At 48.5% G+C, this 21234-nt stretch carries 15 protein-coding genes; 3 read left to right on the top strand and 12 right to left on the bottom strand.

Features of this window, described 5'->3' with window-relative positions; all coding sequences use genetic code 11:
* Positions 1 to 4: 4 nt before the first annotated feature.
* From WFI24_RS03830 to WFI24_RS03805, 6 genes are all read right to left on the bottom strand, one after another.
* Entirely contained in the window at positions 5 to 1360 is a 1356-nt protein-coding gene (locus WFI24_RS03830) for a diaminobutyrate--2-oxoglutarate transaminase (RefSeq protein WP_336758909.1), read from the bottom strand.
* Positions 1361 to 1438: 78 nt separating this feature from the next.
* Positions 1439 to 2461 carry a hypothetical protein gene (locus WFI24_RS03825; RefSeq protein ID WP_336758908.1) on the bottom strand — a complete coding sequence of 341 codons (1023 nt, stop codon included), beginning with the start codon at positions 2459 to 2461 and terminating at the stop codon, positions 1439 to 1441.
* A 579-nt stretch (positions 2462 to 3040) separates the two neighbouring features.
* Positions 3041 to 3862, bottom strand: coding sequence for an ABC transporter ATP-binding protein (locus WFI24_RS03820; protein WP_336758906.1), 822 nt, complete (start codon positions 3860 to 3862; stop codon positions 3041 to 3043).
* 13 nt (positions 3863 to 3875) lie between these two features.
* Positions 3876 to 4919 (bottom strand): FecCD family ABC transporter permease, encoded by a 1044-nt coding sequence (locus WFI24_RS03815; RefSeq protein WP_336758904.1) that lies wholly within the window; start codon positions 4917 to 4919, stop codon positions 3876 to 3878.
* A complete protein-coding gene (locus tag WFI24_RS03810; protein WP_336758903.1) occupies positions 4916 to 5929 on the bottom strand; it encodes a FecCD family ABC transporter permease in 1014 nt (337 codons plus the stop codon). The genes WFI24_RS03815 and WFI24_RS03810 overlap by 4 nt, the downstream gene beginning before the upstream one ends.
* 97 nt (positions 5930 to 6026) lie before the next feature.
* A complete protein-coding gene (locus WFI24_RS03805; protein ID WP_336758902.1) occupies positions 6027 to 7040 on the bottom strand; it encodes an ABC transporter substrate-binding protein in 1014 nt (337 codons plus the stop codon).
* 424 nt (positions 7041 to 7464) lie between these two features.
* On the opposite strand from WFI24_RS03805, the gene WFI24_RS03800 reads away from it, so the two are divergent.
* Both WFI24_RS03800 and WFI24_RS03795 read left to right on the top strand, forming a co-directional pair.
* On the top strand, positions 7465 to 8046 hold the full coding sequence (locus tag WFI24_RS03800) for a hypothetical protein (protein WP_237176826.1): 582 nt from the start codon (positions 7465 to 7467) through the stop codon (positions 8044 to 8046).
* A 262-nt stretch (positions 8047 to 8308) separates the two neighbouring features.
* Positions 8309 to 10081 carry an alpha-glycosidase gene (locus tag WFI24_RS03795; RefSeq protein WP_336758899.1) on the top strand — a complete coding sequence of 591 codons (1773 nt, stop codon included), beginning with the start codon at positions 8309 to 8311 and terminating at the stop codon, positions 10079 to 10081.
* 396 nt (positions 10082 to 10477) lie between these two features.
* Here the strand turns inward: WFI24_RS03795 and WFI24_RS03790 are convergent, their stop codons facing one another.
* Genes WFI24_RS03790 through WFI24_RS03780 form a run of 3 tightly spaced genes read right to left on the bottom strand, consistent with a single transcriptional unit; the run spans position 10478 to position 14681 of the window.
* Positions 10478 to 11893: an ANL family adenylate-forming protein gene (locus WFI24_RS03790; protein WP_336758898.1), complete on the bottom strand. Its 1416-nt coding sequence runs from the start codon at positions 11891 to 11893 to the stop codon at positions 10478 to 10480.
* Positions 11890 to 13305 carry a hypothetical protein gene (locus WFI24_RS03785; protein WP_336758897.1) on the bottom strand — a complete coding sequence of 472 codons (1416 nt, stop codon included), beginning with the start codon at positions 13303 to 13305 and terminating at the stop codon, positions 11890 to 11892. Before WFI24_RS03785 ends, WFI24_RS03790 begins: the two co-directional genes overlap by 4 nt.
* Complete coding sequence (locus WFI24_RS03780; RefSeq protein ID WP_336758895.1) at positions 13302 to 14681, bottom strand: alpha/beta hydrolase; 1380 nt, start codon at positions 14679 to 14681, stop codon at positions 13302 to 13304. The genes WFI24_RS03785 and WFI24_RS03780 overlap by 4 nt, the downstream gene beginning before the upstream one ends.
* Before the next feature lie 453 nt (positions 14682 to 15134).
* Between WFI24_RS03780 and WFI24_RS03775 the strand changes: the two genes are divergently transcribed.
* Entirely contained in the window at positions 15135 to 17291 is a 2157-nt protein-coding gene (locus tag WFI24_RS03775; protein WP_336758893.1) for an alpha-amylase family glycosyl hydrolase, read from the top strand.
* 157 nt (positions 17292 to 17448) lie between these two features.
* Here WFI24_RS03775 and WFI24_RS03770 read toward each other — a convergent pair whose 3' ends face one another.
* The 3 genes from WFI24_RS03770 to WFI24_RS03760 form a co-directional block, all read right to left on the bottom strand.
* Positions 17449 to 18735, bottom strand: coding sequence for an MFS transporter (locus WFI24_RS03770; RefSeq protein ID WP_336758892.1), 1287 nt, complete (start codon positions 18733 to 18735; stop codon positions 17449 to 17451).
* Between the two features lie 147 nt (positions 18736 to 18882).
* Positions 18883 to 19719 carry a sugar ABC transporter permease gene (locus tag WFI24_RS03765; RefSeq protein ID WP_017690474.1) on the bottom strand — a complete coding sequence of 279 codons (837 nt, stop codon included), beginning with the start codon at positions 19717 to 19719 and terminating at the stop codon, positions 18883 to 18885.
* Positions 19716 to 21071 carry a sugar ABC transporter permease gene (locus WFI24_RS03760; protein ID WP_336758888.1) on the bottom strand — a complete coding sequence of 452 codons (1356 nt, stop codon included), beginning with the start codon at positions 21069 to 21071 and terminating at the stop codon, positions 19716 to 19718. Before WFI24_RS03760 ends, WFI24_RS03765 begins: the two co-directional genes overlap by 4 nt.
* Between the last annotated feature and the right edge of the window lie 163 nt (positions 21072 to 21234).

Raw genomic sequence — 21234 nt, 5'->3', positions numbered from 1 at the left:
AGCTTCAGCATGCGGCTGTTGCCAAGGCAATCGCTTCAGCTACCGATTTCTCAAAGATCGCAAGGATTGCGCCCGTTTCTTGCTCCGTAATATTCAGCGGCGGCAGAAAACGAACAACAGCTGAATGACGCCCGCCCACTTCTACAATTAATCCATTCTTGAAACATTCACGCTGAATAGACTCAGCCAGCGCACCATTAGGCAGATAATGACCCAGACGATCCTTGCGTCCCATTGAATCAACCACCTCAACGCCAATCATCAGTCCTCTGCCTCGCACATCACCCATCTCTGCATACCGCTCTTTCATTGCATTCAGTTGATTCATGAACTGCTCACTGCGTAGATGCACGTTGTGTAAAACATCCTGTTCCCGAATATAACGAAGTGTCGCAAGTCCCGCTGCCATGGCTAGTTGATTGCCACGGAATGTACCTGTGTGTGCACCAGGCTGCCATTGATCCAGTTCTTCTTTGTAAATGACGACAGACATGGGCAGACTTCCGCCAACTGCTTTGGAGCAGATGATTACATCGGGTATGATTTCGGCATGTTCAAATGAAAACATTCGCCCTGTTCGTCCGATGCCTGTCTGCACTTCGTCGATAATGAGCGGAATGCTTCGCTCTGCCGTAATTCGGCGCAGCTCCCTCAGCCATTCAATGTCTGCCGGAATGGCTCCACCTTCACCCTGTACCGTCTCCACAATGACCCCACACGGTGCGGCAATACCGCTCTCGCAATCATCGAGCAGGTTCTCGATATACTGTGCGCTCAACCGGGCCGTCATGCCTTCACCAACACCAAATGGGCAGCGGTATTCATAAGGAAACGGCAGGAAATGAACATCGGGTAACAGGCTTTGCAGATGTTGTTTCTTGCTCAGGTTGCCACTCATCGACATTGTCGCTTGGGTCGAACCGTGATAACCTCCCTGAAAGGCAAGAATAGACTTGCCACCTGTAGCATGTTTGACCAGCTTAATGGCTGCTTCTACTGCATCGGCCCCCGTTGGACCACAGAACTGGATTTTGGCTTTGTCTCGCATCTCTGCCGGAAGAATGGAGAATAGTTCTTGCATATATGAAAGCTTCAGCGGTGTTGCCAGATCCAGTGTATGAAGCGGAATCTGCTGATCCAGCACATCGCGAATGGCATTGACCACCGTGTCATGGTTATGCCCCAGCGCCAATGTTCCTGCACCAGCCAAGCAGTCGTAGAATACGCGGCCTTCCGTATCGGTAATCTTCACCCCATGGGCCTTGCTAATGACAAGCGGGAAATGTCTGGGGTACGATCTTGCATTGGATTCCTTCTCATTTTGCATCTTCAGATATTCCGTCTGCACCTCTACTGACATAGCCCTCTAACGCTCCTTATAATCGATTCAGGCTGAACCTGCTGCCTGTGTTTCTTGTTCTGCATCTTTTATCCGTTGTTATAAGCTGTACATCTTATATTCAAGTTGCTCCTGACACAGGTATTCCAGGTATAACCGAACCACATCACGGGTTGTTCCACCATGGGGAAAGACGTGGTGGGTCAGATCTGGCAAAGCGTTGACTTCCAGAATGCCCCCCTGTTCACCCGAGATGGGAGTTCGGATATCACGACAACGAACATCGACCCCTGCTACATCGATCTGAAGAGTCTTTGCCGCCTGAATGATCATTCGCGCATTCTCGGGATGAATGATTTCGGTACAATCTTTGTAGAATTCACTGATTTTTCCGGCGGCTGAGTTACGGAGATCATATAGCTCAATTACTTTTCCGGCGGCAGGAACTTCATCCAGAGTTGTCCCTTGTGCATGCAATACCCCCAGCACTCGTTCCGTTTCTGCATCAACCTGAGGAAAAGCTTCATACTCGCCAATGTGCGTCATCTCGATTCGATCCTGATTCAACTGCTCAATTAACGCCCGAACGGTTGAAGTTCCGTCTCCCTCAACATAGACAGGCCGATACTGGTTCACAGCTGCCACTTCACCGTTAATGATCAGCACTCTGTAATCGATTCCGGTTACAAATTGCTGCAACATGATGCTACTGCCATGGACACTCGCAAGACAAATGGCTGCTTCCAGTTCATCTGCGGTACGCACATCCAGCGTCACGCCCATGCTGCTGCTCGCATCCAGCGGTTTCACCACAATGGAGCCGTATCTATTCAGAAAAGCTACTGCGTCGCTTCCCATCGCCGGGATCACGCTAAACGATGGTACAGGCATCCCCTGCTCATGCAGCAACATATTGCATGCCTGCTTGTTCTTCGCGAGCAGTCCAGCAATTAAGGGCAGATGGTGAGATCTGGTTTTGTTAATGATGATCTCTTGGTCCCGTACAGACAGCTTCAAAAAATCTTCGCATCCCTCAAGAAGTGGCTCACAGGTGATGCCCATTTCTCTCGCTTTGCTTATAATGAGTCGGTTTTGCAGATTATGAATCCCTTTCGGAAACACTGAAAATCCTCCTCGATCGAATGAAAGTATTCGCTCCTATATAAGTTGAATAACTGCTTTTACACGAAACCACTGCGCGGTCAGAACCATCTTCCGATCGCTGTTATCCCCAGATTTTTTTGAATCCCTTATACAAAGGGGAAATCCGGTGATAAAGGCGAAGCTTATGCTTCCGATGCAGCTTTCTTGCAGAAAGCTTGTAGCTCCGCTTCTTCAGGTTTTTTCTGTCCTCTCCGTTGCATGTAAATGATTAATTAAACTTATATTGCTCATACTCTCATCAATTTTTATTTTAATTTGATATTGATAATGATTATCAATATCATACAAAATCTATTTTATGGCAATTCGAGTTATTTTGTCAATAATAAACTTTTAAGGAAAAATAAGATTAAATTTTATGTGAGTTTAAGTCGCCTTATGTGGTTTAGGATCGAATAACAGGCACAACAAACCAGGCAAGCCTGGGACATGGTTTTACCAAAGGCTTGCCTAATTTGTCATCTGTATGCCATACAATGGAGTTGATGTGGAGTTTTGAATAACTGTTGAACGAATCAAAAGCGGACTTGTTGATCCTCAAGCCAGTTGTGTATAACGCTGTTCCCCATTCAGCCTCCTTCCTCTTCCATGTGGGATGCAGGTTGGTGTGCCAAACAGTGGATCGACCGCAATCTCACACTCCATCTGGAAAACCTTACGAACCATCTCCTGTGTAACAATATCTTCCGGTTTACCTTCTGCGTAGATGGACTTGTTGTGAACAGCCACAATGTGATGCGCATAACGACATGCCAGATTCAGATCATGAAGTACCATAACAATCGTGCGTCCTTCCCGTTCGTTCAACTCAAACAACAGATCGAGGATATCAATCTGATGTGTCATATCCAGATAGGTTGTAGGTTCATCCAATAGCAGCGTTTCGGTACCCTGCGCAAGTGTCATCGCAATCCAGGCACGCTGACGCTGTCCACCGGACAATGCATCCACAGGTCGATCCGCGAGTTCTGTCAGATGTGTGGATTCCAGTGCCAGCTTGACCATACGCTCATCCTCACGAGACCATTGCTTCAGCCATGTTTGATGTGGATAACGTCCTTGCTTCACCAGTTGGTTCACCGTCAGGCCCTCCGGAGCAGTGGGACCTTGCGGCAGGATGGACATGCGTCTTGAAATTTCCTTGGTCGGCAGCTTTGCAATCTCTTCGCCATCCAGCAGTACCGAACCGGAGCTGGATTTCAGCAACCGGGCCATCGTACGCAGCAGCGTAGATTTACCACAGCCGTTGCTGCCAATCAGGACGGTAATCTGTCCCTTGGGAATGGTCAGGTTCAAATTTTCAATAATGGGATCTGCTCCATAGGAGATCGTAAGCTCCTTGGCTTCCAGAATACTCACAGCTCGCTCCTCCTCAAAACTGATTTCGATTCTTGAACAACAAATACAGGAAAAATGGTGCGCCTACGCCTGCAGTGAATACCCCTGCGGGAACATCTAACGGTAGAAAAGCTGTGCGGGCAATCAGATCTGCCGCAAATACAAGCAGAGCACCCACCAGTCCAGACACAATCAGCATACTGCCAAACATCCGTCCAACCAGCTTCCGTGCAATATGTGGAGCGATCAGGCCAACAAACCCAATGGTTCCGGCTACTGCAACGGCAATTCCCGCCAGCAATACACTACATAACAACAACGCCGAACGATGCCGTTGAACGGTAACACCCAATCCCGTAGCCAGATCATCTCCGAACTCCTGTGCATTCAGGCTACGGGCGAACCAGATCGCCAGCGGTACAACGATCACGATAACCGGTAAAATCGTTTGGACATCGGTCCACGATGCTCCGTATACACTTCCTGTCAGCCAGATATAGGCTTGACCTGCCGTGTAGAACGGACTCAGGATCAGCATAAAGGTCGTCCCGGCCCCGGTAATGGCCGATACTCCAATCCCGATCAGCACCAGACGGATCGGACTGACTCCCTTTTTCCAGGCAAGCACGTAGATGATCAAAGCCGTCACAATTGCGCCAGCGATGGCGAACAATGGCAACAACTTGATACTTACCGCTCCACCCAGCAACGTAACAAAACCTACAGCTGCAACGGCCGCGCCGCCGGTGATGCCGATGACATCCGGTGAGGCCAGCGGATTACGGATAATGCCTTGCAGAAGTGCGCCTGACATACCGAGGGCTGCTCCTACGAGCAGAGATAATAACACCCGTGGCAGTCTTAAGGTCAGCACGACGAAGTCATGCTCCCCTTCATTCAGACCGAATATCGTTCGAAGCACATCCAGCGGAGAGATAAAGTCACTGCCCACACTGGTACCAACAACTCCGGCCACCAGGAACAAGAGGATACACATGCCGATGACAACCAATGATTTTCGTTCCATTTGCACCGAGATGGTGTCTTTTTTGTTGCGGAAAGTCAACAGCTTCCTCATATCTTCGTCACCCCCTTGCGGGCAATATACACGAAGAAGGGTCCGCCAATCAGTGCAGTCATGACACCAAGTGGAACTTCCTGCGGCATAATCACCAGCCTTGCAACCACATCCGCAGACAACAGCAGAATCGCTCCCCCTACAATAGAGTAAGGAACGAGCCATCGGTAATCATTGCCCACCAGTGCACGCATGATATGTGGGACAACCAGACCAACGAGCCCGATCGAACCGGCTACGGCAACCGAACCACCCGCCAGCAATACCGTAACAATTCCCATGAGCACCTTAACCAGAATTACATTCTGTCCCATGCCTTTGGCGATATCATCACCGGTCAAGAGCAGATTGATGGCTCTGCCCATGAACAGAGAGACAATGGCTGCGGCTGTCATGTACGGCAGAACAGGATATAACATATCCAATGTCCGACCACTTACTGAACCGGCAAGCCAGAACAATACATCCTGCAATCCGGTTCCATCCAGCACCAGAATGGCCTGTGTGAACGAGGCAAACAATGCTGAGATAGCCGTACCCGCCAGTACAATTTTGATCGGTGTCAGGCCATCACGACCGAGGGAACCTAGCCCATATACAATCGCCGCGGCAACCGCAGCTCCGGCAAAACCAAACCACATCATGGTGGTGAGCGAAGATACGGATAATACCACGATGGCAATGACAATAAAAAAGATTGCACCCGCATTGATCCCGAACACACTTGGTGATGCCAGCGGGTTACGTGTCAATGCCTGCATCAGTCCGCCTGCCACAGCCAAACTTGCTCCCACAACAGCAGCAATAACCGTACGTGGCAATCGTTCCGTCAGCAGAACCACATGTTGCACAGAACTCTCGTCATAGAATTGCAGTGCTTCCCATGCCATCTGAAACGTGATATGTGTACGTCCCAGAATCATACTGGCTAGGCAAGCAAGTAGAAATAATATGAATAAACCAGCCAGTCCATAGATCTTGGCACTTGCCTTTGTAAGAAGGGGAAACATACTCTCACTCTTTCATCTGTAAAATGATAAAAGACCTGCCTGCCCATACACTTCGTTAACGAATGTCCTGGTGCATGGCAGGTCCTGCTCCTGTTAGTTAGTTCAGGTTGAACTGCTTATATAGATCGTCCAGCATCATGTTGGCCGATGTGTATCCACCTGCCATGTTCCAGGCCACTTCATCGACCTGAACCAGTTGGTTGTTCTTGACTGCATCAAGGTTTTTCCACAGCGGACTGCTGGTCCAATCATCATAATTTTTCTGAATGGCATCGGTTTCTGTGCCTGAGTTGAAGTTAAAGATCATGTCTGCATTCATATCCGGAATGTTTTCTTTGGAAGTCAATTCAACTCCCCATGTGTCTGCGTCATGTCCCGCAGGTCTCGTGAACCCAAGTTCTTTCAGAATCTTACCTGCATATCCCATGTAGAAAATACGAACCTGATCGGCTCTAAAGTTCGTGATGGTTGCTTTAATTGGCAGACTATCCCCCATTTTCTCTTTAAAATCAGCTACACGGCCATCCCAATCAGACAACAATTTATCCGATTGCTCAACCATATTCATCGCTTCTCCAACGGTTTTCACCGTTTCCTTCCAGTCAAAAAGCGTCTCCGTCACTACCGTTGGTGCGATCTGCGACAGTTGCTCATAGATCTCTTCATGTCTGATCTTCGTAGCAATAATCAAGTCGGGTTTCAATTTGTTGATCTCTTCCAGATTGGGCTGCGATTCCTGTCCTACTTGTGGAACTCCGTCCAGATCTTCTCTCAGATATTCATATACCGGCTGCTGAACCCATGATTCCACCACGCCTGTCGGTTTCACGCCAATTGCAACAACGACATCATTTGCACCCTGGAACAGTGTCACGATCTTTTGCGGGGTTCCCTTGATTGTGGTTTCGCCCATGGCATGCTTGATCACTCGGGTCTGATCTTCAGTCGCACTGGCGGTTGTATCACTTTCATTATTGCTCTCATTGCTGCTTGCAGCTTGGCTGGACGTATTCGTTGTCTCGGCACTTCCACCCGAAGCACAACCAGCAAGTAGTGAAATCATCAGAAGAAGTGCTGCATAAATGTATAGCTTTTTCTTTACTTTATACATGAAATCCGTCTCCCCTTTTTTATCTAAATGATATTGAATCTCATTATCAATTGTATTGTAATGGAGATGAAATCATTATACAAGCATTTTATTTGGAAAAACTTCTCACTCCCTGTCGAACTCTGTAACTTCATAAAACAACATTAAATAAAGATATATTAACCCAACCAATACAATATATATGAATACAATACGCCTCCACATAAACCATATATGTAATTTTTTCTCTATAACTTAACATGCACATTTCTCTTCTTACTTGTAGCTTCATCTAATACATGTCCTTTTGGATAGTGAATCATTATTCATTCATATGCGTTTAACTGATGAATCAACTGTAAAACAATTCCTGTAATTTCTTGTCGTACTATGTTAGATTATCCATTGGAATAAAATCACATCTATAGATAGGGGAATTTTTAACGTGAAAAAATCTTGGATTTTATCATTTATTATGAGTTTTGTATTGCTCGGCGGGGTGTTCGCACCTGCAGGGTCCTATGCCGCTGCTGCGGATGACTCAACCACTACATATTCGGAAGACGAATACTATGAAGAAGTTGACACGTCTGAACAAGAACCGATTCCTACAGTCGAAGAAGAAGATTTCCTCAACTACCTGGATGCATTGACTGATCCTGCCGTATACGAGAAGAAAGCCTTGAATGCAGTGGGTGGCAGCACGTACATCACATCTTCCAATCGCAAATCCTTCTATCTGAAACTAAATAATACAGCCATCCCTAACTACACCAAGTATGTCTCCATGCTGAAACAGATCAAACCGGAGAACGCTGAACTGAAAAAAATCCATGCCAAACTGATCAAAGGCAGCTATGCTCAGCTTGAAGGATATCAATTGTTCAAAAAGTCTGTTGCCAAAACAAAAGTAAACAGCAAGCTGCTTAAACAAGGTAATGACAAGATTGCATTAGGAATCAAAAGCATTCAACAATACCATGCTGAAATTAAAGCCTATGGTGAAAAACTCGGTTACCAAATGTAAAGCAGCCACACATGTATAACGTCAGACTGCACTATTCTGGCGTTCACGTGTGAATGGAATCATCGTTTTATCCTTTTTAAGAATTTTTGAAATTTAAGGAAAAAAAGTGTTTTCTTTTGCTGCGTTAGTTCGTATAATAGCACTATAATCAAAAGGCTATGCTGCCGAAAGGTACAACCTCGTGAACAATTGAGGTTGTGCCTTTTTTGCGTTTAATGGCCGCTTTTATCTGAATTTCATCATCTGACGAGGAGTGATTTACATGATTCTTGAAGCCATTTACCACCGCCCCAAACTCAATTGGTCTTATGCTTATGACCGCTCGACCATGCACCTGCGACTTCGGTCCAAACGTGGGGATCTGGATGCGGTGATTGCCATTACCGGGGACAAATATGCCTGGGATCGGACGATCACACACATCCCCATGCACATCTTTGCCCGGGATGAAATGTTCGATTATTGGGAAGCTGAGACTTCACCTCCCTATCGCCGATTACGGTATGGCTTCCAACTGATTCAGGGAGAGGAATCGGTCTGGATGACGGAGCGCGGATTCGAGCAGGCGCTGCCTGATCATCCACTCGAATTCTTTGATTTTCCATTTATGAATCCGGTCGACATTTTTGAACCGCCTGCCTGGGTTAAGGACGCTGTGTTTTATCAGATTTTCCCAGAACGCTATGCCAATGGCGATCCATCCATCAGTCCCAAAAATGCTGAACCCTGGGGAGGAGAACCTACACCGGTGAACTTCTTCGGCGGTGATCTCCAAGGTGTGCTGGATCATCTGGATCATATAAGTCAGCTCGGCATCAATGCCATTTACTTCTGTCCGCTGTTTGAGGCCACGACGAATCACAAATACAATACAGGCGATTACATGAAGGTTGATCCTCACTTTGGAACCAATGAAGAGTTCAAGGCGTTCGTGGACGCCTGTCATCAGCGCGGTATACGCGTTGTTCTGGATGCGGTATTCAATCATTCCGGTAGAGAGTTCCCTCCTTTTGTCGATGTCATGAAGAATGGTCCCTCTTCCCCCTACGCAGATTGGTTCTATATCAAGGACTGGCCGCCACGTGTGGAGGATGGCATACCGACTTATGACACTTTTGCCTTTGAACCGCTTATGCCGAAGCTAAATACAGAACACCCTGAGGTGAAGGCATATCTGCTGGAGGTAGGACGTTTCTGGATTGAAGAGATGGACATTGACGGCTGGAGGCTCGATGTAGCCAACGAGGTGGATCATCAGTTCTGGCGCGAATTCCGTCAGACGGTAAAAGCGATCAAACCTGACGCCTATTTGCTTGGTGAGATCTGGCATGATTCGCTCATGTGGCTTCAGGGAGACCAGTTCGATGCCGTGATGAATTATCCGTTTACCAATTCGGTATTGGACTATACGGTGCATGGCAAGCTCGATGGACTTGGATTCGCCAATGAGATCGGCAAACTGCTTGCAGCCTATTCACAGCCTGTAACGGAAGCCGCCTTCAATTTGCTCGGAAGTCATGATACACCCAGACTGCTGTCCTTGTGTGATGGAGATGAGCGCAAGATGAAGCTTGCCGTTACGTTACTACTTACGTATCCAGGTGTACCATGTATCTATTATGGAGATGAAGTGGGACTTGACGGGGGATATGATCCGGGTTGCCGCAAGTGTATGGAGTGGGATGAGACCAAGCAGAACCGCGAACTTCTGGAATTCTTCACCCGTACGATTGCCCTGCGCAAACAGCACCCTGCCCTGCGCAGCACAGAACTAAAGATTGTATATGCAAAAGCCGGAGACCCTTGTCTTGCTATTGAACGATTGGATTCGCATACGGGAGAGCGCATGCTTCTTGTGCTGAATGCGGGTGATGAGCCGTGTACCCTTGAACTCCCTTTGGCAGATCGTAACGTCTGGCGAAATCTGTTCACATCAAACACCGTGGAAGCTCGGCAAAATAAACTGACCCTCGATCTGGAAGCATACGGATTCTCCTTACTGCAAATGGAGGCCAAACAACCCGCGAAAGCCTGATAGGAATACGGCTAACAAGGTAAAAAAATCAAAGAGGCTGTCCCCTAGGTCATATTGACGACCGGGGAACAGCCTCTCCTGCATCTTATACGTCTGATGCATCTTATACGTCATATCCCAACGAACCCAGCACACGTTATTTGCTTCATTATACGCGGGTTAAATGCCTAACGAATCAGAGAGACCTTATTGCGTCCAATAAGTCGATTTTTGCAAGCAGAAGCCGTATTTTTGACGTAATAACGTTACTGAGATTCGTTAGGCTTTACTTTTCTTGATTATCCCCTCAATACGATGTTTGAGGTTCGTTAGCGATAGCGATTCAAGCAAGGTGAAACTCTTCAAAAAAGCACCTTTTCTGTTCCCTTTCGCGCTTTTCGGATTGGTTAAAGTTCTCTACTCTCCAGCCTGATGTTCAGTGGTGGCCGCGACCTCTCCCTCAGACGAGGCGAAAGGCACCGGAATCATCGGTTTTCGTATTTTCTTCATTCTTGAACTTACGAGCACCTCTTGTGTAATCACAATTTTCTGAGGAATCTTGTATGAAGGCAGCTTGTCCCGACAATATGCCCAGATGGATCGCCGCAGATCGGTGAGAGTACATTCTGTAGCCAGCCGGATCGTCACCTTCACCCTCTGACCGGTGATACCGCTGTGATCTCCCGAAACTACGGCCGCTTCAATACATTCCATCTCTTCCAGAACACCCTCGACCTCAGCAGGATACACTTTCCGTCCCCCTACGTTAATGATCTCGGAACGACGTCCCAGAATTCGAATATACCCCTCTTCCAGCACAGCTTCATCTCCTGTTCGCAGCCACCCATCCTCTGTAAAGGGTGATGGTGCATTCAAATATCCAATCATCGCGGTTTCCGTATGAATCTGCAATTCTCCTTCCACGACCCGGCACTTGACCTCTTCATCTTGAATGGAAAACAGCAACGAACCTGGCTCTTTGGAGCGGGTTGGCAGAATGCCAAGTTCAGACATGCCATAGGCCTGTATCGTCCTTAGTTGTGGAAATCTCCGGTTCCAGGCTGCCAGTACGGATTCAGGCATCACTTCCGATCCGTATGACACAACTTCAAGACTGGATAGATCATACCCCTCATCATTTCTGCCCAGCAGCAACAGATTCATGAATGTTGGAGAGACCGGAAGAGCCTGCACACGAAACTTCTCAATCGTTCGGCACACTTCTTCGGGAGATCGATCCGCAATGATACACAGACAGCCCCCACTGGACAGGGATTGCAGCATGGTATTTACACCACCGATATGATCAAACATCATGAATGGAATCGTTCGCAAAGGCCGAACTTGCCGCCGAAAACCATGTAACAGCCGATCTGCACGATGCACAGTCGCTTTACTCACTCCGGTTGATCCGGATGAAAAGAGTACCAATCCCCCTACGCCATCCTGTGCCAGCGAGGATAACAATACAGGAACCTCTCCAGATAATTCACCCGTTTGCCGAATGCACAACTGGCCATCCTCAATGCCCAAACGCCACTTCACCTGTGCCAGCTGGATATATTCCTGTCGTTTGGCTTCAACCAGGTACCGATCCATGGGAAGCACGATACACCCTTGTCCGAGCAAAGCAACCAATGCTGCCGCTGCATAGGGGGAATAGTCTTCCTCCAGCGTTACAAGTTGCCCAGTCAGCCCTTCTGCTGTAATCCACTTACTCATGATGCCAACCTGTTCCAGCAGCCACCGATAGCTGTACTCCTGATCTTTCCAGATCAGTGCAGGATGCTGTCCCTGTTCCGCGAATCGTTCAAGTAAGAATTGGTTCATCATCTTGCATCCTCCTCACGGTCAGGTGCCCATTGCTGTGCAAGATAATCAACAAGTGAACCTACAGTCTGATATGGGCTTTCCGGCATGGAAGCAGCAGCTATCTCGGCCAGTGCGGCTCCCATCGCCGTCCCCCATCGATCTTCGATTCCCTGCTCTACCACTGCAAGTAATGACACGAGTTCCAGCGAATCCAGTTGCCCACTTCGTCCGTATAGCGGAGCATTACCACCCTCACCAAGTGGAATCGATGTATTATGGTACGCGTTTAACTCCCGACAACTATCCAATACGATACGGAGCAAATCCTCCCTGTGTTCTTGTCCAATCATCGACACAGTCTGGCGTGGGAAGCAATCTGCCTGAGGTATGGACTGTCGAAGTGACTCATACCAGTGCCATTCATCGGTGACCAACATTTTAATTACACCTGTTAGCTGTACTTTCCACTGCTCACGCTGTTTTATTCGACTGACCTGAAGCATATTGTAGGCCTTCTCCCAACGTACGATAATTTCGCTAAATTCTCTTGCATATCGATCAAGGGGAGAAACGAGCCATAAGGCCGACTCTTGAAGCAAATCCCTGAGAAAATATCGACTCCATCGCATATCAAACAGCAGACCGGATATCAGCATTTCATTGTCCTGCTCCCCTTCACTCACCACATGCAGTGCATGTAACAGTTGCAGCGATACCGCATGTCCAAAATAATAATTGCGCTCTCCTTGTGTAATCGTCCTGCCTGTCAGAAATTCTTCAATCTGTGTTGTCAGCGCCTGGGTCAACATCTCGCGATAACCCGCTGAGTCCAGTTTCACAGTCGCCCGAATGTCCATGGTGCCATACGTTCGAAGTTCTTCTTTGCGCTTGGCCTGAGCAAGCTCGGGTATACTTTGGTTACCTTTCCAGAAGTCATGAAAGGCCGCTTGAGCAACCTTTCCCATATACTTGGAGGGAACGGGATCATAGACGTGGACATACTCATCTTCCATACCATACACGGCAATCCAATGGTCTACCAGATGCAGTCGGGAGCCTTGCTTCACGTGTTTGCGAATGTACTGGGGATTCTGATAATCCTCACAATAAGGCAGATGATAACTGGTTCCTGTAGCCAAAAAAAGCCCACCTTCGCCGATATGCTGCCGGATCAGCGTCTTCCCCTCTTCGAAGCTTCCCAGCTCCCGCTGACCATACATCTCCCAGATCGGTTCTGCATAATCCAGCTTGTGAAAATAAGGCTTCACCAGTCCGTTATCCCCGCACGAAGGAAGGCTGTACAACCGACTTGCCGCCAGCAGTGCCAGACTTGTGATGGATCCTTGCCGATGGAGCACTTCATGAATCAGAGGAAAATTGCAGGGATAATAATAGGGAATGTCCAGCACCGGAGCGAATGAGTGAATGATCATTTTTGGCCTCCTGTTCCCATTTTGGCAGACGTATTGCCCCATGACTGGATTTGGTAATGCACAGACATATCATCTGTTGCCCGAAATACCCGATTGGCAATAGGCTTGCCATCCACATTAGTCTCAAAACGCCGGAAACCACGTGTAAACCGGAAGGAGAACCCACTATCGCGCGGGACTCGGTAACAACCTTCATATCGACCTTTACCGGAACGAACCAGCTTCATGCCCATGCCACCATATATCGTTTCCTCCGAATCTTCATCGGGAGCTACTTCTGCACGAATGCAGACCTCTACGTGCGTAGACAATTCAGGAATGACCGTATAGATGCGTGTAGTAGACAGTTCTCCCACAGTCAGCGTGATGGATGCACTTCCAATACCGACCGGAATTAACTCTCCACTCGCACGAACCTGAAGTACATCCGGGGCACTCGATGTATAGTTTCCTTGCAACAGACTTTGAACCAATCCGCTTTCGTAGTGGATTCGTGCATTAATGCATACGTTCATTCCACCCTGTAGCCCGATGACATCCCTACCAAGCAGTTCGAGCGAAGATGGCTTACCCACTTGACCGAACATGCACAGTAACGGAAGGTGAGCGCGTGCTCCCCAGTCGCCTTCCTGATGACATGCATTCGGCTGTTCGAGAAATGCCAACTCCTCACCCGATCTGACTCCCCGTTCAAGCAATTGATGAGCCACCCTTCTGATCTGGGAGGGCAGAAACAAACCTTCCGTATCTCCAATATCCATCCACATTCTAACGGCAGGTACTTCCACTGGCAGACGGTACATGTTTTCTTCCAACAGTCCGCTATCCGACGTTTCGTCCAGCTGCACATCCACATAGAATGGCGACATCATGATCAGTTTTCCGAAAACATCCGGATTTCGCATCCCCATGTGCAATGTACAAAGCGCCGCGGCAGATGAACCCAACAGCCCGGTATTCGACTTGTCCGGCAGTGTACGGTAACGATGATCAATGAGCGGTTTGAGCTCATGAATGATGAAATGTTCATAGGCAATGCCTGAGCAACCCACGCTCACGGCCTCTCTCTCAGGAGCGATGAAGTGGTAGAATTCGTTGTGCGTGACTGGACGGACATGTGCAATACCGACAATAATCAGTGATTCAATCTGCCCGGAGGCAATCAGACCGTCCGCTGCCTGATCCATATTCCACGTTTCATTGCCTGGCCCAGATGGACCAAAAGCCCGCTGCCCTGCATGAACGTACAGCACAGGATACTGCCGGTCTGTCTGCTCGCGGTAACCTGGCGGGAGATACACATAGATGTTGCGAATATTGCCGAGCTGCGAGGCCTGAACACCTTCCAAACATTCGATGACAGAATGGGTACTCAACTGATCATCAACCGCCTTTCTTCTCCCGATTCGACTGCATCATAGACAAACAAATAACCCCGCCTCAGAAGAGACGGGGTTGTCCCAGAACATGTGAATGTCCCTGGAATACATAGCCCTTATATTGTGAATCTGCGAATAGTTTAAATCCCCGGACATGCTTTTGTAAACATAAAAATAGAAAATAAATGCTCTCAAAAAAGTTATTGACATAAGATCCAATATTTCTTACGATAGCGTTGTGATCATAACTCGAGGGCCATGCTTTTAAACCAGAGCGGTTTAGGACAACCCCGGTAACTCCCGAAGGAGATGCCGGGGTTGTTGGCGTGTCAAAAGGAGGGAAGTCTTCAATCCACTGCGTAACATCCTGTTGTATTGAAAGCGCTATTATTCAAGATCCAGGTTGGTTGTTTATCTAAACTACTACATTCACGAGAAGGGTGGATTACTATGTTTCAAATGGCCAAACGCGTACTCCTCAGCACAACACTGACACTCAGTTTACTTGCAGGGGGCGCACTTCCCTATCTGCCTGCTTCAGCGATCCATGCCGATGCGGATACCGCGGTTACCAACAAGCAGAACTTTAGTACAGATGTTATCTATCAGATCTTTACAGACCGATTCCTGGACGGCAATCCTTCCAACAATCCTACCGGAGCTGCCTACGATGCCACTTGTAGTAACCTGAAGCTGTATTGTGGCGGCGACTGGCAGGGTTTGATTAACAAAATCAACGATAACTATTTTAGCGATCTGGGCGTAACGGCATTGTGGATCTCCCAACCGGTTGAAAATATCTTCGCTACCATCAACTACGGCGGCGTGATTAACACAGCGTATCATGGCTACTGGGCACGTGATTTCAAGAAGACCAATCCGTATTTCGGAACAATGGCTGACTTTCAAAATCTGATTACAACCGCTCATGCCAAAGGTATCAAGATCGTAATTGACTTTGCACCGAACCATACGTCTCCTGCCATGGAAACCGATACGTCCTTTGCTGAGAATGGCAAGTTGTACGATAACGGTAATCTTGTTGGCGGATACACGAATGATACGAATGGATATTTCCATCACAACGGCGGCTCCGATTTTTCCTCCCTGGAGAATGGTATCTACAAAAACCTCTATGACCTCGCTGACCTGAATCACAACAACAATACCATTGACCAATATTTCAAAGATGCCATCAAGCTCTGGCTTGATATGGGCGTGGACGGCATTCGCGTTGATGCGGTGAAACATATGCCTCTCGGCTGGCAAAAGAGCTGGATGTCCTCCATCTATGCACATAAACCTGTATTTACCTTCGGTGAATGGTTCCTGGGATCTGCTGCATCCGATGCGGATAACACGGAATTTGCCAATGAATCCGGAATGAGCCTGCTTGATTTCCGCTTTAACTCTGCTGTACGTAACGTCTTCCGGGATAACACATCCAACATGTATGCTCTGGATTCGATGATTACAGGCACAGCGGCAGATTACAATCAGGTGAATGATCAAGTTACGTTCATCGACAACCATGATATGGATCGGTTCAAAACAAGTGCCGTGAACAATCGTCGTCTGGAACAGGCGCTGGCCTTCACGTTGACTTCACGCGGCGTACCTGCCATCTATTATGGTACCGAACAGTATCTGACGGGTAACGGGGACCCTGATAATCGGGCCAAAATGCCTTCCTTCTCCAAAACAACCACTGCCTTCAACGTGATCAGCAAGCTGGCACCTCTGCGCAAATCCAATCCGGCGATTGCCTATGGCTCCACTCAGCAACGCTGGATCAATAATGATGTGTACGTCTATGAGCGCAAATTTGGCAAAAGTGTAGCTGTTGTTGCGGTGAACCGTAATCTCTCCACACCAGCAAGCATTGCGAATCTAAGCACTTCACTGCCAACAGGCAACTACACCGATGTATTGGGCGGTGCACTGAACGGTAATAACATCACTTCCACCAACGGCAACGTCTCTTCATTCACGCTGGCTGCCGGAGCAACCGCGGTCTGGCAGTATACCACGAGCGAAACGACACCAACCATCGGGCATGTGGGTCCTGTCATGGGCAAACCGGGTAATGTCGTTACGATTAGCGGACGCGGATTCGGTTCCACCAAAGGCACGGTATACTTCGGTACATCAGCCGTTACCGGTGCAGCCATTACATCCTGGGAAGATACACAGATTAAAGTTACGATCCCAGCTGTTGCCGCAGGCAATTATGCTGTAAAAGTAGCTTCGAATGGCGTCAACAGTAATGCGTATAACAACTTCACCATCCTTACGGGTGATCAGGTCACTGTACGATTTGTCATTAACAATGCTTCCACCACACTGGGTCAGAACATCTATCTGGCAGGTAACGTGGCAGAACTGGGCAACTGGAGTACGGGTACAACAGCTATTGGCCCTGCTTTCAATCAGGTTATCCATGCCTACCCAACTTGGTACTATGATGTGAGCGTGCCAGCCGGGAAACAACTGGAGTTCAAATTCTTCAAGAAAAATGGTGCAACCATTACGTGGGAAGGTGGTTCCAACCACACGTTCACCACACCAACCAGCGGTACAGCGACTGTAAATGTCAACTGGCAATAGAATATTCAGTCCACAAGCTAACCCGGAGTTACGCTAACGCAGCGTATGCTCCGGGTTTTGCTGTACCTAGCGAGGTTGCTTAGATTGCTTCCATCCTCTCTCTGTTGAATGTGTACATGTGGGTTCAATTCATATCATTATGATGTATCATAGAATGTTATTGATAGGTTCGAATCGACTTCAATGTTGTAGCGGCCAGAATACCTGTCGCCAGCAGTAATATGCCCACGCCTTGTAGCACAGAAGCTGCTCCCCATTGATCTGCCAATACGGAGACTACCGTTAATCCCAGAATAGGCGCTGTACTGGTGATTGTTCCAACCACGCCATAGACCCTTCCTTGCAGCTCGTCCGGAACCGCTGTCCTCAGCATAATCTGGGTGAGCATCGTACAGCAGGCGAACATCGCGCCTCCGCCCACGATGAACGGCAGTGCCATCATTGGCGAGGATATGTTCGATAAAAGAATGTATATCGGTCCCAACACAATCAGACCGATAAATACCCATCTCCCTCTTCGCTTCAATCGTTTTCCCGAAGCAATCAGCACTGCAGAGCCAATCATGTATCCGAGTGGAATACAGGTTTCAATTAATCCAAACTGCACCGGGTTTGCCTCCCATACCTTGACCGCCATCACTTGAACCAGCATCATGGCCGACATGAAAAACAAAATCAGCACCGGATTGAGCAATACGATGGAACGGATCAAAGGGTTCCGATAGATGTAGCCAAACGAACTGCGCCACTCCTGAGCAAACGTGGTCTGCTGACTAACGGATCGCTGTACCTCTGGAAAGTGGCCCGCCATCACTACACAGACTGCGGACAACAGGAAGGTTGCCCCTGTAATTAATATGGCAACGAATCCGCCAAATGCAGCAACAGCCACTCCCGCCGCGGCTAGTCCACTGATCCGGGCAAGATTATCCACCATATGAATGGTTCCGGTTGCTTGTTGAATATGCTCCCTGCCTACCATACTTGCTACAGAGGCGTGGAATGCAGGTGCCTGAAAAAGACTTGAAAACATGGATAACGAAAGCAACAACAGCACCACCGGGAACGGCGCATGCCAACCGAACAAGCTAATCGCAATCAGTACAGCCATTACGCCCCGAAATACATCCGAGGCCAGCATCAGCTTCCTGCGATCCAATCGGTCTGCAACCGTACCCGCCACCGATCCAAACAGAAAACTGACGACCATATTGCAGATCTGTACGGCCGCCATGCTCTTCGCACTCCCGGTGGTCTGTAGCACCCACAGGCTGATTGCAATTCCATTAAAGCAATCCCCAAAGACCGAGATCCCGTAGCCGTACAATATCCTGCGGAAAGTGACATTATGCCATAGTGTTCGCGGAGCTTTGGTATTATGCAATGCAGCTTGTCCATCTTGGTATCCCATAACCTCGGGCTCACTGGACGGGTTCATGCCCATATATCACGTTCCTCCCTAATCATCATTCGAGCCCATGTAGAATCAGGCACTTCCGCTGCAGTGCCAGTCGATAAAGACATGACATCACGGAAGTGCCTGGTTAAAGTGCCGCAGGGATCGCGGCTGACTATGCTGTTATGGCACGGTTTACCCCTTCGAAGCTCCTGCCGTCAGACCCTGAACAAGGAATCGTTGCAGGAAAACGAACAGCAGTGTAATTGGAATCGCGATCAGTACCGCACCCGCAGCGAACATCGTAAAGTTACTGTCCTGATAACGGTTGACCAGATCCCACATACCCACCGCAAGCGTCCAGTTCTCCTTTGTCCGCAGCACCAGCCGGGCGAAGATAAAGTCCATCCATGCACCCGTGAAACTGGTTAGTGCCACATAAGTCAGCATCGGCTTGGATAAAGGCAGGATGATGCTGGTGAATACCCGCAGGTGACTTGCACCATCCATGCGGGCCGCTTCATCTAGACTGCGGGGAATCGTATCAAAGAAACCTTTGACGATAAATCCGCCCAGTACCGCCCCTGAAGAATAGACCAGGATGAGCGCAGCGTGGGTGTCGAGCAATTTAATTTGCAGTAAAATGATATAGATGGCAATCATGCTCATGAAACTCGGGAACATGCCGAGGATTAGCATGGTGGAGAGAATCGTTTTACGTCCACGGAAGCGGAAGCGGGACAAGGCATACATCCCGAGTGTCACCATCAACGTGGAGAAGATCATTGTGAAAAAGGCAATTTTCAGCGTATTCATATACCATCTGCCGTACATAAAGGACGGGTTATTGAACAGTTCCCCGTAATGGGTCAGCGTGAAAGCTTCCGGCCATAACCGTTCACTGAACAATGCCGCACCGGGTCTCAGGGAAGAGAGAAAGATCCAGAGTACGGGATAGATGGAGACAACGGCGATGATCAGCAACAGCACATAACTCAGGGCCAAACGCAGCGGATTATTACGTGTCTTCATTGAATCATGTCCTCCTCCTTGAATGATTTGGAGCGGCGGAAGTTCCAGATAGAGAATGAAGCGATAATAAGGAAGATGATAATGCCTACCGCTGAAGCCATGTTGAATTTGTTATTGTCGAGCGTGAGCTTGTAGAGCCAGGTCACCAGCAGGTCCGTTGCCCCTGCGTACTGGTAGTCTCCCCGCAGCGGATTCCCGTTGGTCAGCAGGAAGATGACATTGAAGTTGTTGAAGTTTCCGGCGAATTGCATGATGAGTACCGGGGTTGTGGCAAAAAGAATGAACGGCATGGTAATGATCCGGAATTTCTGAAACGCAGATGCTCCGTCCACTTCGGCAGCCTCATAGAGGTCACGAGGGATGGCTGTCAATACACCCAGAATCAACACCATACTGACCGGAATACCGATCCACATGTTGACGACAATAACGGTGACCTTAGCCCAGAATGGATCTGTCAGCCAGGGCAATCCTTCCAGTCCAAATGCTCTCATATACGTATTGATTGGACCAAACTGACCATTGAACAGATTACGCATGAGCAGCAAGGAGATGATCTGTGGGATCGCATAAGGCAAAATAAAGATCGTCCGCCACAGCTTCTTGAAGCGTATGCCACGCTGTTCAATCAACAGTGCTACTAACACGCCGCCAAAATAGGTGGTGACTGTCGCCAAGATGGCCCAGATGACCGTCCAGGTCAGAACGCCGTAGAATGTCTGACTCCAGGATTTCAGCTGGATCAGATCACTGAACGTCTTGAAGCCTACCCAGTCCACGAGTTTTGCTGGCGGAATATGATCCGGGGCCGAATAGTTGGTAAACGCGATCGTGATCGTAAACAGGATGGGCATAACGGTGAAGAAAAGAATGCCCAGGGCCGGGATGGACAGGAACAGATACGGAAAGTTTTTGTCCATCATGTTCCGAAGCGATGCCGCTGCGCCTAGGGTCTGTTTGCCTTCCTCCCTCGCGAGCCCCGTGACGTACGCATCCCGAATATTCAGGATGTAGATCAGGATAAACACAAAAAACACCAGCAGTACGATAATGCCATCAAGCAGCAAAAAGATGGAATGGTCTCCCCTTTGAAGTACGGTAGACCCATTTACTTTGACAAAACGCTGTGTATTTTCCCCCAGTGTCCATATGCCCCATACGGCCTGTGACAGGCGAGGAAGCAGGTACGCAAGCCCTGCCCCCTCCAGTAACAGTAGACAAATCCCCTTAATCCATTGTCGATTGTACAGCTGTCCAAGACCTTGCAGTATGATGGAACATATGGCCGCTGTCATCCGATGCTGTCTTTCCGTGTTCGGTCCAACAGGCACCGGGACATGCTGCTGTTGCATTCGCTCTCTCCTCCCCGCCTATTGCTAACCTGCATACATTGAACAAAAGTGTACTTACACTGACCACTCCGATGACAGAATAAGCTTCCGATCGCTGTTATCCCCAGATTTTTTTCGATCCCTTTTCCAAAAGGGAAAATCCGGTGATAAAGGCGCACGTTCC

The organism is Paenibacillus sp. USHLN196 (assembly GCF_037144955.1).
GTDB lineage: Bacteria > Bacillota > Bacilli > Paenibacillales > Paenibacillaceae > Paenibacillus > Paenibacillus xylanexedens_C.
The sequence above is the reverse complement of the archived record's forward strand: the minus strand, read 5'-3'. Positions and strand labels throughout refer to the sequence as shown.

Coding starts and splice junctions, on each gene's coding strand:
- WFI24_RS03765 (WP_017690474.1), bottom strand. CDS start 19,719: ATGAAGACACGTAATAATCCGCTGCGTTTGGCCCTGAGTTATGTGCTG.
- WFI24_RS03770 (WP_336758892.1), bottom strand. CDS start 18,735: ATGGGCATGAACCCGTCCAGTGAGCCCGAGGTTATGGGATACCAAGAT.
- WFI24_RS03775 (WP_336758893.1), top strand. CDS start 15,135: ATGTTTCAAATGGCCAAACGCGTACTCCTCAGCACAACACTGACACTC.
- WFI24_RS03810 (WP_336758903.1), bottom strand. CDS start 5,929: ATGTTTCCCCTTCTTACAAAGGCAAGTGCCAAGATCTATGGACTGGCT.
- WFI24_RS03815 (WP_336758904.1), bottom strand. CDS start 4,919: ATGAGGAAGCTGTTGACTTTCCGCAACAAAAAAGACACCATCTCGGTG.
- WFI24_RS03790 (WP_336758898.1), bottom strand. CDS start 11,893: ATGATGAACCAATTCTTACTTGAACGATTCGCGGAACAGGGACAGCAT.
- WFI24_RS03795 (WP_336758899.1), top strand. CDS start 8,309: ATGATTCTTGAAGCCATTTACCACCGCCCCAAACTCAATTGGTCTTAT.
- WFI24_RS03830 (WP_336758909.1), bottom strand. CDS start 1,360: ATGTCAGTAGAGGTGCAGACGGAATATCTGAAGATGCAAAATGAGAAG.
- WFI24_RS03805 (WP_336758902.1), bottom strand. CDS start 7,040: ATGTATAAAGTAAAGAAAAAGCTATACATTTATGCAGCACTTCTTCTG.
- WFI24_RS03760 (WP_336758888.1), bottom strand. CDS start 21,071: ATGCAACAGCAGCATGTCCCGGTGCCTGTTGGACCGAACACGGAAAGA.
- WFI24_RS03785 (WP_336758897.1), bottom strand. CDS start 13,305: ATGATCATTCACTCATTCGCTCCGGTGCTGGACATTCCCTATTATTAT.